The organism is Escherichia sp. TC-EC600-tetX4, from assembly GCF_019356055.1.
Taxonomy (GTDB): Bacteria; Pseudomonadota; Gammaproteobacteria; order Enterobacterales; family Enterobacteriaceae.
The window spans coordinates 668,223-682,484 of sequence record NZ_CP079924.1; the positions used below are offsets into that span (position 1 = coordinate 668,223).

Annotated in this window: 12 protein-coding genes, 1 tRNA gene and 2 pseudogenes; 6 read left to right on the forward strand and 9 right to left on the reverse strand. The window is 52.7% G+C overall.

The window, feature by feature from the left end; translation table 11 throughout:
• Positions 1–144 precede the first annotated feature (144 nt).
• Positions 145–768, reverse strand: a complete 624-nt coding sequence (nfeR, locus tag KXD89_RS03235) for a DNA-binding transcriptional regulator NfeR (RefSeq protein ID WP_000018003.1) — start codon at positions 766–768, stop codon at positions 145–147.
• 287 nt (positions 769–1,055) lie between these two features.
• Here nfeR and nfeF point away from each other — a divergent pair, with 287 nt between their 5' ends.
• Positions 1,056–1,820: an NADPH-dependent ferric chelate reductase NfeF gene (nfeF, locus tag KXD89_RS03240; protein ID WP_001066494.1), complete on the forward strand. Its 765-nt coding sequence runs from the start codon at positions 1,056–1,058 to the stop codon at positions 1,818–1,820.
• Between the two features lie 53 nt (positions 1,821–1,873).
• Here nfeF and KXD89_RS03245 read toward each other — a convergent pair.
• Positions 1,874–1,949, reverse strand: a tRNA-Ile gene (locus tag KXD89_RS03245).
• A gap of 124 nt (positions 1,950–2,073) precedes the next feature.
• On the opposite strand from KXD89_RS03245, the gene mug reads away from it, so the two are divergent.
• On the forward strand, positions 2,074–2,580 hold the full coding sequence (gene mug / locus KXD89_RS03250) for a G/U mismatch-specific DNA glycosylase (RefSeq protein WP_000228937.1): 507 nt from the start codon (positions 2,074–2,076) through the stop codon (positions 2,578–2,580).
• A 78-nt stretch (positions 2,581–2,658) separates the two neighbouring features.
• On the opposite strand, the pseudogene rpoD reads toward mug, so the two are convergent.
• From rpoD to rpsU, 3 genes and pseudogenes are all read right to left on the reverse strand, one after another.
• Positions 2,659–4,500 (reverse strand): annotated as a pseudogene (rpoD, locus tag KXD89_RS03255) (RNA polymerase sigma factor RpoD).
• Positions 4,501–4,694: 194 nt separating this feature from the next.
• The gene (gene dnaG / locus KXD89_RS03260) at positions 4,695–6,440 is read right to left on the reverse strand and encodes a DNA primase (RefSeq protein WP_000918827.1); all 1,746 of its coding nucleotides are present in this window, start codon (positions 6,438–6,440) and stop codon (positions 4,695–4,697) included.
• A gap of 110 nt (positions 6,441–6,550) precedes the next feature.
• Positions 6,551–6,766, reverse strand: a complete 216-nt coding sequence (gene rpsU, locus KXD89_RS03265; RefSeq protein WP_001144069.1) for a 30S ribosomal protein S21 — start codon at positions 6,764–6,766, stop codon at positions 6,551–6,553.
• Between the two features lie 237 nt (positions 6,767–7,003).
• On the opposite strand from rpsU, the gene tsaD reads away from it, so the two are divergent.
• Positions 7,004–8,017, forward strand: a complete 1,014-nt coding sequence (gene tsaD, locus KXD89_RS03270) for a tRNA (adenosine(37)-N6)-threonylcarbamoyltransferase complex transferase subunit TsaD (protein WP_001264352.1) — start codon at positions 7,004–7,006, stop codon at positions 8,015–8,017.
• Positions 8,018–8,059: 42 nt separating this feature from the next.
• On the opposite strand, the gene ttdT is transcribed toward tsaD, so the two are convergent.
• The 3 genes and pseudogenes from ttdT to ttdA form a co-directional block, all read right to left on the reverse strand.
• Positions 8,060–9,523 carry an L-tartrate/succinate antiporter gene (ttdT, locus tag KXD89_RS03275; protein ID WP_000804973.1) on the reverse strand — a complete coding sequence of 488 codons (1,464 nt, stop codon included), beginning with the start codon at positions 9,521–9,523 and terminating at the stop codon, positions 8,060–8,062.
• Between the two features lie 47 nt (positions 9,524–9,570).
• Positions 9,571–10,175, reverse strand: a pseudogene (gene ttdB / locus KXD89_RS03280) (L(+)-tartrate dehydratase subunit beta).
• Positions 10,172–11,083, reverse strand: coding sequence for a L(+)-tartrate dehydratase subunit alpha (ttdA, locus tag KXD89_RS03285; RefSeq protein ID WP_000986797.1), 912 nt, complete (start codon positions 11,081–11,083; stop codon positions 10,172–10,174). Before ttdA ends, ttdB begins: the two are co-directional and overlap by 4 nt.
• A gap of 206 nt (positions 11,084–11,289) precedes the next feature.
• On the opposite strand from ttdA, the gene ttdR reads away from it, so the two are divergent.
• The gene (gene ttdR / locus KXD89_RS03290; protein WP_000935206.1) at positions 11,290–12,222 is read left to right on the forward strand and encodes an L-tartrate utilization transcriptional activator TtdR; all 933 of its coding nucleotides are present in this window, start codon (positions 11,290–11,292) and stop codon (positions 12,220–12,222) included.
• 12 nt (positions 12,223–12,234) lie between these two features.
• On the opposite strand, the gene plsY is transcribed toward ttdR, so the two are convergent.
• Positions 12,235–12,852, reverse strand: coding sequence for a glycerol-3-phosphate 1-O-acyltransferase PlsY (plsY, locus tag KXD89_RS03295; protein ID WP_001272796.1), 618 nt, complete (start codon positions 12,850–12,852; stop codon positions 12,235–12,237).
• A gap of 104 nt (positions 12,853–12,956) precedes the next feature.
• On the opposite strand from plsY, the gene folB reads away from it, so the two are divergent.
• Positions 12,957–13,325, forward strand: a complete 369-nt coding sequence (gene folB, locus KXD89_RS03300; protein ID WP_001295541.1) for a bifunctional dihydroneopterin aldolase/7,8-dihydroneopterin epimerase — start codon at positions 12,957–12,959, stop codon at positions 13,323–13,325.
• An 89-nt stretch (positions 13,326–13,414) separates the two neighbouring features.
• Positions 13,415–14,236: an undecaprenyl-diphosphate phosphatase gene (gene bacA / locus KXD89_RS03305; protein WP_001281927.1), complete on the forward strand. Its 822-nt coding sequence runs from the start codon at positions 13,415–13,417 to the stop codon at positions 14,234–14,236.
• Positions 14,237–14,262 lie beyond the last annotated feature (26 nt).

A 14,262-nucleotide genomic window follows, 5' to 3' on the forward strand; every position in this document is an offset into this window, starting at 1 on the left:
CGGATCCGGCGGTTGGAGCACAATGCCTGATGCGATGCTGGCGCATCTTATCAGGCCTGCGGGGTGTGTAGCGGGTGTAGGCCGGATAAGGCGCGTCAAGCGTCGCATCCGGCAATTGCACCGCGCCACTGGCGGATGCGGCGATTAATCCAGTTGCGTAATATCAAAAGCGGCGCGGTCGATCACCGCAATGATCTTTTTTATTTGTGCATCACTGATATCGCTCTGGTTGACGCGTAAATCCAGCACCGCTTTAAAATTATCCAGCGCCCGCTTCATTTGCGGGTTCTGGCGCAGCGCCGCGCCAACGCAACGCGCTTTGATGCGTTCTTCAATCATCTCCACCTGTTCGCGGTTTTCTTCCAGCCACTGCGCGCCTTGTTCGGTCAGCGCAATCTGCTTCTTACCTCCTTCCTCTTCGCGGATGGTAATCAGCGACTGCTCCTGCAGAAAATCCAGCGTTGGGTAGATGACGCCCGGGCTTGGGGTGTAATTCCCCTGGGTTAGATTCTCAATCGCTTTAATCAATTCGTAACCGTGGCTGTCATCGCGCGAGAGAATATCCAGAATCACCAGACGTAATTCACCGTGACCAAAGAAACGTTGCCGACGACCGCCGCCGCGACCGTGGCGACCACCGCAGCATTGACCGTGTTCATGCTGGTGACCGTGTCCGCAGTGCTCGTGTTCTGACTTCTCACCTTTGCAGCAGCCCTCATGGCGTGGCTGGCCTTCATGTTTACAACACCCTTCGTGATGATGGCTCATATCAGCCTCCTTTTGCTTAATTAGATATATCTAATTTATATCTGATATGAGCGTTCTTGCAAGTGTAAAAATGATTTTTAAACGTGGACTCATCTCACACGTAGGCCGGATAAGGCGTTCACGCCGCATCCGGCGTTGAGTAATGATGCCTGAGAAGAGGCGGTTCGTCTTATCAGACTATAGACATATCAGTTCTACAAATCGCTTGCATTTATCATGATTAACAATCATTATCATTTGCGAGTTTTATTTAGATATATCTGATTACCATCACGAAGGCGATAACAATGAATAACACCCCCCGCTACCCGCAGCGCGTTCGCAATGATCTGCGCTTCCGTGAACTGACTGTGTTACGCGTTGAGCGCATCAGCGCCGGTTTTCAGCGCATTGTCCTCGGCGGCGAGGCGCTGGACGGTTTTACATCGCGTGGCTTTGACGATCACAGCAAACTCTTCTTTCCTCAACCTGACGCTCACTTTGTGCCGCCAACGGTAACGGAAGAGGGCATCGTCTGGCCGGAAGGACCACGCCCACCGTCGCGTGACTATACGCCGCTGTATGACGAACTACGCCATGAACTGGCGATTGATTTCTTTATTCACGACGGTGGGGTCGCCAGCGGCTGGGCGATGCAGGCGCAACCGGGCGATAAACTTACGGTGGCAGGTCCGCGCGGTTCGCTGGTGGTGCCGGAAGATTACGCGTATCAGCTGTATGTCTGCGATGAATCCGGAATGCCTGCATTGCGCCGCCGCCTGGAAACGTTGAGCAAACTTGCCGTTAAACCGCAAGTTAGTGCGCTGGTTAGCGTGCGGGATAACGCCTGTCAGGATTATCTCGCGCACCTTGATGGTTTTAATATCGAATGGCTGGCACATGATGAGCAGGCGGTAGATGCGCGTCTGGCGCAGATGCAAATCCCTGCCGATGATTACTTCATCTGGATAACCGGCGAAGGTAAAGTCGTTAAGAATTTAAGCCGCCGCTTTGAAGCGGAACAGTATGACCCACAGCGGGTACGTGCAGCGGCTTACTGGCACGCAAAGTAACTGATATATAAAAAGAAAAAGGCTGACGATTTCTCGTCAGCCTTTGCTATATCTGGTGGCCCCTGCTGGACTTGAACCAGCGACCAAGCGATTATGAGTCGCCTGCTCTAACCACTGAGCTAAGGGGCCATGGTAGCGGATTATAAAGTAACTCCGTGTCGCAATCCAGCCATTACCGCGCGCCTGCTGTTTTTATAAACAATGTATTTTCAATCCGTTATACTTTTCCTGGTGATGTTAGAAAGGAGTAAATATGGTTGAGGATATTTTGGCTCCAGGGTTACGGGTCGTGTTTTGCGGTATCAACCCTGGGCTTTCATCCGCCGGGACTGGTTTTCCCTTTGCTCATCCGGCAAATCGCTTCTGGAAGGTGATATATCAGGCCGGGTTTACCGACCGTCAGTTGAAGCCGCAGGAGGCACAGCATCTGCTGGATTATCGTTGTGGCGTCACCAAACTGGTAGACCGTCCAACGGTGCAAGCCAATGAAGTTTCAAAGCAGGAGCTACACGCAGGCGGGCGTAAGCTGATTGAAAAAATTGAAGATTATCAGCCGCAGGCGTTGGCGATTCTGGGCAAACAAGCATATGAACAGGGATTCAGCCAGCGCGGTGCACAGTGGGGGAAACAAACGCTCACCATTGGTTCGACGCAGATTTGGGTGCTGCCAAATCCCAGCGGTTTAAGTCGCGTTTCACTGGAGAAACTGGTTGAAGCGTATCGCGAGCTGGACCAGGCGCTGGTAGTGCGTGGGCGATAAAAAACGCCACCGAAAAGGTGGCGTTTGTGCAGAGGGCCTAGTGCCGGGTGCGGCGTAACGCCTGATCCGGCCTACCGATTAATCGTCCAGGAAGCTACGCAGCACTTCAGAACGGCTCGGGTGACGCAGTTTGCGCAGCGCCTTCGCTTCGATCTGACGGATACGTTCGCGGGTAACGTCGAACTGTTTACCCACTTCTTCCAGCGTGTAGTCGGTGTTCATATCGATACCGAAACGCATACGCAGAACTTTTGCTTCACGCGCGGTCAGGCCAGCCAGCACGTCGTGCGTTGCCGCACGCAGGCTTTCGGTGGTCGCAGAATCCAGCGGCAGCTCGAGGGTGGTATCCTCGATGAAATCCCCCAGATGCGAATCTTCATCATCACCGATCGGCGTTTCCATGGAGATTGGCTCTTTGGCGATCTTCAGCACTTTGCGGATCTTGTCTTCCGGCATCAGCATACGTTCAGCCAGTTCTTCCGGCGTCGGTTCACGGCCCATCTCTTGCAGCATCTGGCGAGAAATACGGTTGAGCTTGTTGATGGTCTCAATCATATGCACCGGAATACGGATGGTGCGCGCCTGATCCGCGATAGAGCGGGTGATCGCCTGACGGATCCACCAGGTTGCGTAGGTGGAGAACTTGTAACCACGGCGGTATTCGAATTTATCAACCGCTTTCATCAGACCGATGTTGCCTTCCTGAATCAGGTCAAGGAACTGCAAGCCACGGTTGGTGTATTTCTTAGCGATAGAAATAACCAGACGTAAGTTCGCTTCAACCATCTCTTTCTTCGCACGGCGGGCTTTCGCTTCACCGATGGACATACGACGGTTGATATCTTTAACCTGCTCGATGGTCAGGCCGGTTTCTTCTTCAATCTGCTGCAGTTTTTGCAGGGCGCGATGCACTTCTTCAGAGACATCGTGCAGTTTTTCCGACCACGGCTTGTTCATCGCAATTGCCGCGTTGAACCAGGTATCGCTGGTTTCGTTGCCGGTAAACAGGGTAATGAAGTTTTTCTTCGGCATTTTGCACTGCTCAACGCAGAGCTTCATGATCAGACGTTCTTGCGTACGAACGCGGTCCATCATGACGCGCATGCTGTTGACCAGGTAGTCAAACTGCTTCGGCACCAGGCGGAACTGTTTGAATACTTCAGACAGTTTCAGGATCTCTTCCTGAGCGGTAGCGTGACTGCGACCTTTCGCTTTGATGGTGTCACGCGTTACAACGTACTGAGCGCGTAGTTCCGCAAATTTTTCGCGAGCCAGTTCCGGGTCGATGCTGTTGTCATCATCGGCGCTGTCGTCATCGCCATCTTCTTCGTCTTCATCTTCGTCATCGTCCAGATCTTCCTGGGAAAGCTCAGAACCGACGTGAGTGGCGGTAGGTGCCAGATCTTCTTCTGCGTTCGGGTCAACAAAGCCGGTGATCAGATCGGACAGACGCGCTTCTTCTGCTTCAACACGATCGTACTGTTCCAGCAGATAGGTGATCGCTTCCGGATATTCAGCAACGGAGCATTGAACCTGGTTGATCCCGTCTTCAATACGCTTAGCGATGTCAATTTCGCCTTCGCGGGTCAACAGTTCAACGGTGCCCATTTCACGCATGTACATGCGTACCGGGTCAGTCGTGCGCCCGATTTCAGATTCCACGCTGGAAAGCACCTGCGCGGCGGCTTCGGCAGCATCTTCGTCCGCGGTGTTTTCAGCCAGCATCAGATCATCGGCATCCGGTGCTTCTTCCATCACCTGAATGCCCATGTCGTTGATCATTTGGATGATGTCTTCGATCTGATCTGAATCGACGATATCTTCCGGCAGATGGTCATTGACCTAGGCATAGGTCAGATAGCCTTGCTCCTTACCACGGGTGACAAGAAGTTTCAGCTGTGACTGCGGGTTTTGCTCCATAAGACGGTATCCACACTTATTTCATGAGGTTGGTGTTGGGCGATTGACCCGATGTCCTTCAGCCGTTAACGCTGAAATCCAACGGTTGTTTACCGCCAACGATAATTACGAGGGCGTACTTATATATTTGCCGCTGCCTCTCAGTGCGGCTGTCGGGGGCTTCCCGATCGCTCTTCGGCACTTAAGCCGTTAAATCACTTTTTCGCCAGCTCCTGGTTTAATGTCCAGAGCTCCAGGCGTTCTTCGTTGCTTAAACCATGCGTGCGCTCACGAGCGATTAACTCTTCCTGGCGCAGTTCAAGCAGCGAATCAAACATATGGTTGAGTGAGTCGGTGAAGGTTTGCTCAGCAATATTCTTATCTGCTATATCGTCCCACATCGACAGTTTTTCAAGGGTGGCAGCATTATTTGTACCACGATAGTGCTCTAAAAGTTGCCCGGTGGTCAGACCTGGCTGGGAGAGACAAGTGTTGACCAGTTCTCTGAATAAGCCAAGTCCAGGGAGCTTATTTTCATCCAGATTCTCAAGCGGCGGGACCAACGTCGCTAATTCTGGATTTTGCACCAGCAACCCTATAAGTATACGCATGGTCGTGCGTTTTAGCTGCGGAACAGGGCGAGAAACGCCGCTCTCTGCCGCTTTTGGCATTAATCGTTCAAGCTGGCTGTCATCAAGTATGCCTAATTTGTTGCCTAATTCCTGACGAAGATATATTCGCAGCGTTTCGCCCGGCACTTGCGATATCAATGGTAGTGCCAGCGTACTCAAACGTGCGCGCCCGTCAGGGGTACTCAGATCAACTTGCGGCATCAGACTGTTAAACAGAAATGCGGAGAGTGGCATCGCCTGCTCCATCCGCGCTTCAAACGCTTCTTTACCTTCTTTTCGTACTAGCGTGTCAGGGTCTTCGCCATCAGGCAAAAACATAAAGCGTAGCTGACGGCCGTCTGTCATGTAAGGCAGCGCCGTTTCCAGCGCTCGCCAGGCGGCATCGCGGCCTGCACGGTCGCCGTCATAACAGCAAATGACATTGTTGGTCGCGCGGAACAACAGTTGTATGTGATCGGCGGTGGTTGACGTACCTAACGACGCAACGGCGTAATTAATGCCGTATTGCGCCAGCGCCACCACGTCCATATAGCCTTCGACCACAAGCAGACGATTGGGTTCAGCGTTATCCTGCTGCGCTTCATAAAGACCGTAAAGCTGGCGGCCTTTATGGAAAATGTCTGTTTCCGGCGAGTTCAGGTATTTGGGGGTATCGTTGCCCAGCACGCGCCCGCCAAAACCAATCACCCGACCGCGTTTATCGCGAATGGGGAACATCACCCGCTCGCGGAAACGATCGTAACTGCGTCCCTGATCGTTAGTGACCAACATCCCCGCATCAATCAATGACTGGCGATTTTCTGGATTGCCGCCAAACCGCTTCAGGACGTTGTCCCAGCCGGGGGGCGCAAAACCAATCGCAAAGCGAGCGATAACCTCGTGGCTTAATCCGCGTTTTTCCAGATACTGGCGCGCAGACGTGGCAACAGGTTGTTGTAAAGATTGTTGGTAAAACGTATTCAGACCGTCCATCAACTGATAAAGCGTTTGCCTCTGATGGCGCTCGATCTGGCTGGGGCCGCTGCCTGCTTCAAATGGCACTTCAAGATTGTGCATTGCTGCCAGCTCTTCGACCGTTTCGACGAACTCGAGCTTGTCGTAGTTCATCAGGAAGTCGATCGCGTTGCCGTGCGCGCCACATCCAAAGCAGTGGTAAAACTGTTTCTCACCGTTAACGGTGAAGGACGGGGTTTTCTCGTTGTGGAATGGACAACACGCGTGGAAATTCTTGCCCTGCTTTTTCAGCTTCACACGGGCATCGATCAGATCGACGATGTCAGTGCGTGCCAGCAGATCATTAATGAATACGCGTGGGATTCGTCCAGCCATAGGCCCCGATTTTTAGCAATTCATAAACGAAAATAAGCCGCGCATTCCTTTCGGAAGCACGGCCTTACAACTACAACTCGGTCTGATCGGAGAGCAACGCTCTCGGGGAATTAGTACAGACGAGTGCGGCGTGCGTTTTCGCGAGCCAGTTTCTTCGCGTGACGTTTCACTGCAGAAGCTTTAGCGCGCTTACGTTCGGTAGTCGGTTTTTCATAGAACTCACGACGACGAACTTCCGCCAGAACACCTGCTTTTTCGCAGGAACGCTTGAAGCGACGCAGAGCTACGTCGAACGGCTCGTTTTCACGTACTTTAATTACCGGCATGTGCCTCTCACCTTTGATTAATTCGGTTTGCCGCTGGCATCAACGCCAGCTTATTTCAAAATGGTGCGGAATTTTACTGCAATTGCTGCTGCTTTGTAAAGCACCGCGGCCTTTTTTGAAAGGGACTTTTATAAGGGTGAGGAGTATACACGAGGCTTTCTCCAGGGGCGAACAAAGTTTTACATCAACCCGCATTGGTCCTACACTGCGCGGTAATAAAGCGAGGTAAAACAAGTCATGCGTGTACTGGGTATTGAAACTTCCTGCGATGAAACCGGCATCGCCATTTACGACGATGAAAAAGGTTTGTTAGCCAACCAATTGTATAGTCAGGTGAAATTGCACGCTGACTACGGCGGCGTCGTGCCTGAACTGGCCTCCCGCGATCATGTGCGTAAAACCGTACCGTTGATCCAGGCGGCGCTAAAGGAGTCTGGTTTAACGGCAAAAGACATTGATGCTGTGGCCTATACCGCAGGCCCTGGATTAGTCGGCGCGCTACTGGTTGGCGCGACCGTGGGGCGTTCTCTGGCGTTTGCCTGGGACGTTCCGGCGATCCCTGTACACCATATGGAAGGGCATCTGTTAGCGCCGATGCTGGAAGATAACCCGCCGGAATTTCCGTTTGTTGCGCTGCTTGTTTCCGGCGGTCATACGCAGTTAATCAGCGTGACTGGCATTGGTCAGTACGAGCTGCTCGGCGAGTCTATCGATGATGCCGCCGGGGAAGCGTTTGATAAAACCGCGAAGCTGCTGGGGCTGGATTATCCTGGCGGGCCGTTACTGTCGAAAATGGCGGCTCAGGGTACTGCCGGGCGCTTTGTCTTCCCGCGTCCGATGACCGACCGTCCGGGGCTGGATTTCAGCTTCTCCGGCCTGAAAACCTTCGCGGCAAATACCATTCGTGACAACGGCACCGACGACCAGACGCGTGCTGATATCGCCCGCGCCTTTGAAGATGCGGTGGTCGATACGCTGATGATTAAGTGCAAGCGGGCGCTGGATCAGACGGGCTTTAAGCGACTGGTCATGGCGGGCGGCGTGAGTGCTAACCGTACGTTACGGGCGAAGCTGGCTGAAATGATGAAAAAACGCCGCGGCGAAGTGTTCTACGCGCGTCCGGAATTTTGTACTGATAACGGCGCGATGATCGCCTATGCCGGAATGGTGCGGTTTAAAGCAGGCGCGACGGCGGATCTCGGCGTTAGCGTGCGTCCGCGCTGGCCGCTGGCGGAGTTACCGGCTGCGTAAAACTATTGGGTGCCGGAGAGCAATTTCCGGCACCGTCCTCACTTAAAGCAACACCACGGGCATCCACAGTAAGCCGGTAATCACCAGCAATACGAGGAATATCAGCCCAAAAATCGCCCCCAGTCGCCAGTAATCCGCCGTTGGCAGATAACCACTGCCGTAGTAAATCGGACTGGGGCCGGTGGCGTATGGTGTAAGAATGCTCCCCAGACCAATTGCCGCACCAACCATCAGGCAGAACACCGGCAGCGGGATTTCCGGCATCGCCAGCGCAGCAGCAATCATCATCGGTGCGAGAGCGGAGGTATACGCCGTGGCGCTGGCGAAAAAGTAGCGCAGTAGATAAAACACCACAATCAACGCCACCATCACCATCGTTGGCGAATAACCGCTTAAGCTGCCTGCTAACAGTTTGCCAAACCAGCTAATAAAACCGGTGTTGTTGAGTCCGGTGGCGAGGGTGATAAGCGAGGCCAGCCAGAAGAAAACGTTCCACGCCGCTTTATTACTGACAATGTCGTCCCAACTGATAATGCGCAGAAGCAGCATCAGTGCCACCACGCTGTAACCGACCATCGCGGCATCGATATAATCACCGCCGAAAATCCACAGCACCAGCGCGCCTACCATCAGCCCCAGCATCCGTTTTTCACGCGAACAGAGCGGGCCCATTGCCTGCAGTTCCGTCTCTGCCCAGCGCGGCACCTGATCGCCAGACTTCAGTACCGGCGGGTACAGCACGTAAGCCAGCCAGGGAACCAGCAGAACCAGTAAAATGCTGAGCGGCAACATCCCGAGGAACCAGTCGCCCCAACTCAGCGTGGCGTGAGATGCGCTTTTCATCAGTCCAATTAACAGCAAGTTTGGTGCCATCGCCGTCAAGAAAATGGCGCTGGTCACGCAGTCGGCAACAATCCCCATCCACATGATGTACGAGCCAATGCTGCGCGAACTGCTGTCGTTTGGTTGTGATTGATAGAGCGGTGGCAGGTTACGGATGATGGGATAGATAATCCCCGCACCACGCGCCGAGTTGGACGGTGTTACAGGTGCGAGGATCAGCTCGGAGAACATCACCGCATAGCCGAGAAACAGCGTGCGATGTCCCATCTTTTTCACCAGAATCAGCGCAATGCGGCGTCCAAGCCCGGTTTTTTCATAGCCTGTGCCAAACATAAAGGCGGCGAAAATCAGCCAGATAACCGAATTAGAAAAACCGGAAACGGCCCACGAGAGGGATTTTGCAGTGAATTTAAAGCCTGGCTGAGCGAGCTGCTCCGGGCTGAACAGCAGCCAGGGAGAGAGTATGGCGATGATGGATATACCCACCATCGCCACCACGGCACCCGGCACGGGTTCGAGGATCAGTCCAACGATCACGCCAGTAAAAACGGCAAAGTAGAGCCAGGTATGGTTCTCCAGCCCTGCGGGAACCGGAAGTAGAGCAATAATGGCGATGACCGCCAGCGGCGCAAGATATCGCCACCATTCAGTGGAAGGTTTCATCGTGTTATGCCTGCGAAAAAGGAGAGGGGTGAGCCTCTCCGGGAGGGTTATTTGATGTAATGGACGTGCTCGCAGATCTCTTCCACGATGGGATCGCGGCGTTCGGCGAACAGCTTTTTGTTTTCGGCTATCAGGTTGTTGCCGTGGGTATCAATAGAGACAATCAGCGGGCCGAACTCTTTGACCCGGCAGACCCACAGTGACTCCGGCATTCCGAGCTCTGTCCAGTGCACTTCTTCAATCTCTTCCACCTGGGTTGCCGCCAGCACCGCGCAGCCTGCCGGGAAAATCACATGTAGCGCCTTGAATTTCTGGCAGCCTTCTTCGGTCAGCGGCCCCATACCACCTTTGCCAACCACCAGTTTCACGCCGGTCTGCTCAATAAATTCACGTTCAAAACTTTCCATACGCATACTGGTTGTCGGGCCGACGGAGACCATCTCCCATTTGTCGCCGTTTTTGCGCACGATGGGGCAGCGTGGAAAATCGCTTTGCCGTTGAGATCGTAAGGGATCGGACGTTTCAGTTCGATCAAACGGCGGTGACAAACGTCGCGGCAGGTCACCAGCGTACCGGTCAGGTAGATCACATCGCCGACGCGAATATCTTGCAGATCTTCAGCTTTGATCGGGGTTGTCAGGATCTTTTTCATAACGCGCTCCGGGTGTGAGACAGATTTTCAAAGGTGAGATCGGCATGAACCAGCAGCGTGCCGCGACGATGCGCCCAGCAGCCGGTAGAGACAGCAACGCCGATGGTTGACGGATGGCGGGCGGCAGATTCGATATGTACGCCCATCACTGAACTGTTGCCGGTCAGCCCTTGTGGACCAATCCCCAGACGGTTGAGTCCTTCTTCCAGGCGTAGCTCCAGTTCTGCCGCTTTTGGATTGGGATGGCGGCTGCCAATCGGGCGCAAAATGGCTTTACGCGAGAGTACGGCGGCGGTTTCCACCGAGGTGGCGATGCCCACGCCCACCAGTACCGGTGGACAGGCGTTTACGGCGAGGGTGGAGATATTTTCGAAGACGAATTTCACCACGCCTTCGTAGCCTTCTGACGGCATTAACACTTTCGAGCGGCCAGGTAGCGTGCAGCCGCCGCCTGCCATGTAAACTTCGATTTCCGCATCGTCATTGTCGGGGATGATGTCCCAGGTGACCCACGGTACGCCGCTACCGGTATTTTTGCCGGTGTTTACTTCGTCAAAAATTTCTACCGCATTGTGACGTAGTGGCGCTTTGACGGTTGCCTCTTCCACGGCTTGTTTGAGTATGCTTTGCAGCTCGCCAAGCAGTGGGAAGCGGGAACCGACTTTAACGAAGAACATAATCTCCCCGGTGTCCTGACAGGCAGGACGATTCAGGTCAATCGCTTTTTGCATGTTGTCGAACATCGTATGGTAGATAATTTTCCCCATCGACGACGTTTCGGCATCCTTTAGCTGTTTTAGTTTATCCACCACGTCATCAGGCATTCGGGTAGAAATCATGGCGGTAAAGTTAGCGACAATCTCTGTCAACTTATTCACTGCCTGTTGCTTATTACTTTCGCTCATCATGGCAACTCCAGTTTTTGTATTTGTCTGGAAAAATTCACCGCCACAAACTACCACTAAAAATGTGGTTTTATATTTTTTGCCACCGTGAATATGTAATTAACAGTTCGTGAATCAACGCGAAAATAAGAATGAATATTGCGCCAGAGCAGGGAATGGCAATGTTTTGCGAAATACACTGCGCTTATCACAACTGCGGATAATTAACGATGCTGAATAGCTGGCCTTTAGCCAAAGACTTGCAGGTACTGGTAGAAATCGTTCACAGCGGGAGTTTTAGCGCCGCAGCGGCGACGCTTGGGCAGACGCCTGCATTTGTCACCAAGCGGATCCAAATCCTTGAAAATACGCTGGCAACAACGCTGCTGAACCGCTCCGCTCGCGGCGTGGCGCTGACTGAAAGTGGCCAACGTTGTTACGAACATGCGTTGGAAATCCTCACCCAATATCAGCGACTGGTCGATGACGTCACGCAAATCAAAACGCGCCCGGAGGGGATGATTCGTATTGGTTGCAGTTTTGGTTTTGGGCGCAGCCATATTGCGCCAGCTATTACCGAACTGATGCGCAATTATCCTGAGTTACAGGTGCATTTTGAATTGTTCGATCGGCAAATTGATTTAGTGCAGGATAATATTGATCTGGATATTCGTATTAATGACGAAATTCCTGATTATTATATTGCGCATCTTTTGACAAAAAATAAAAGAATATTATGCGCAGCACCTGAGTATCTGCAAAAATATCCGCAGCCACAATCCCTACAGGAATTAAGTCGTCATGACTGTCTGGTGACCAAAGAGCGCGATATGACCCATGGAATATGGGAGTTGGGGAACGGTCAGGAGAAAAAATCGGTGAAGGTAAGCGGGCATCTTTCCTCCAATAGCGGCGAGATTGTGCTGCAATGGGCGCTGGAGGGCAAAGGGATTATGCTGCGTTCCGAGTGGGATGTGTTGCCGTTTCTGGAGAGTGGCAAACTGGTGCAAGTATTGCCAGAGTATGCACAAAGCGCCAATATCTGGGCTGTTTACCGGGAGCCGCTCTATCGCAGCATGAAATTACGTGTCTGCGTGGAATTTCTGGCGGCATGGTGCCAGCAACGGCTGGGCAAGCCCGATGAAGGCTATCAGGTCATGTAGATCCACCAGAAATCACTCGGGATCCTTTTCGCGCTTTCTTTTGAATTTCGTCCAGATTTTTGTCTCCTGACGACGCCACAGACGTTGGATGTTGTCATGATGACGCAGCAGGATCAGGCAAGAGAGCATCGAAACCGGGAAGGTGAATTGTGGCTTAAACCACCAGACATAAAACGGAGCAATCAGTGCACTGACAATCGCTCCCAGCGACGAGTATCCGCTCAATAGCACGGTCAGTAACCAGGTTCCCGCCATTACTCCGGTGAGATCCCAGCCAATGGGTGCGATGGCACCAAAAGCGGTAGCAACGCCTTTTCCTCCTTTAAATCCGAAGAAAACGGGCCAGATGTGTCCAAGACAGGCGGCGATGGCAATTAAGCCTAGCCAGAAGGGGCTGACACCTAATTCATACGCGCCCCAGACGGGCAACATTCCTTTCAGAACGTCGAAAATCAGTACTGCTACGGCTGCTCCCTTGCCACCGATACGTAACACATTGGTTGCGCCTGGATTGCCGGAGCCGCTGGTTCGCGGATCGGGCAGCCCACACAAGCGGCAAACCAGAATGGCACTGGAAATGGAGCCGCAGAGGTACGCGATGAGGATCATTCCAGGCGCGATTGCACTCATAAGCTGTTCCGTTTTGAAAATTCGTGTTCAACGATGAATCTGTGGATAATACGCACATTTCGCCGGAAGTGGTATCCGGTTAGCCAAAAAGCAGGCAGGACGTGATGGATATTGTATTTATAGAGCAACTTTCGGTAATCACCACTATTGGTGTTTACGACTGGGAACAGACCATCGAACAGAAGTTAGTGTTCGATATCGAAATGGCGTGGGATAACCGTAAAGCGGCGAAAAGTGATGATGTGGCGGATTGCCTCAGTTACGCTGACATTGCAGAAACGGTGGTCAGCCACGTCGAGGGGGCGCGTTTTGCGCTGGTGGAACGCGTGGCTGAAGAGGTGGCGGAGCTGCTGTTAGCACGCTTCAACTCGCCGTGGGTGCGTATCAAACTCAGCAAGCCAGGCGCAGTGGCGCGGGCGGCGAATGTTGGCGTAATCATTGAGCGTGGCAATAATCTGAAAGAAAATAATTAATTTTACAGCTGTTAAACCAAACGGTTATAACCTGGTCATACGCAGTAGTTCGGACAAGCGGTACATTTTAATAATTTAGGGGTTTATTGATGAGCGATATGCACTCGCTGCTGATAGCGGCAATATTGGGTGTGGTCGAAGGATTGACAGAATTTCTGCCGGTATCCAGCACGGGCCATATGATTATTGTCGGTCACTTGTTGGGGTTTGAGGGCGACACGGCGAAAACCTTTGAAGTTGTGATCCAGTTAGGATCAATTCTGGCGGTAGTAGTGATGTTCTGGCGGCGTCTGTTTGGCCTGATTGGCATCCACTTTGGCCGCCCGTTGCAGCACGAAGGTGAAAGCAAAGGTCGTTTAACGCTGATCCACATTTTGCTGGGGATGATTCCGGCGGTGGTATTGGGGCTGTTGTTCCACGACACGATTAAGTCATTGTTTAACCCGATAAATGTGATGTATGCGCTGGTCGTTGGCGGTTTGTTGCTGATTGCCGCCGAATGCCTGAAGCCGAAAGAGCCGCGTGCGCCGGGTCTTGATGATATGACCTATCGTCAGGCATTTATGATTGGCTGTTTCCAGTGTCTGGCGCTGTGGCCGGGTTTCTCCCGTTCCGGGGCGACCATTTCAGGTGGGATGCTGATGGGGGTGAGCCGTTACGCTGCTTCCGAGTTTTCGTTCCTGCTGGCGGTGCCGATGATGATGGGCGCAACGGCGCTCGATCTCTACAAAAGCTGGGGCTTCCTGACAAGCGGCGATATCCCGATGTTTGCCGTTGGGTTTATCACCGCTTTTGTGGTGGCGCTGATAGCGATTAAAACCTTCCTGCAATTGATTAAGCGCATTTCGTTTATCCCGTTCGCCATTTATCGCTTTATTGTGGCGGCTGCGGTGTATGTCGTGTTCTTTTAATTGAGGAATAGTGTCGGATGCTTGGC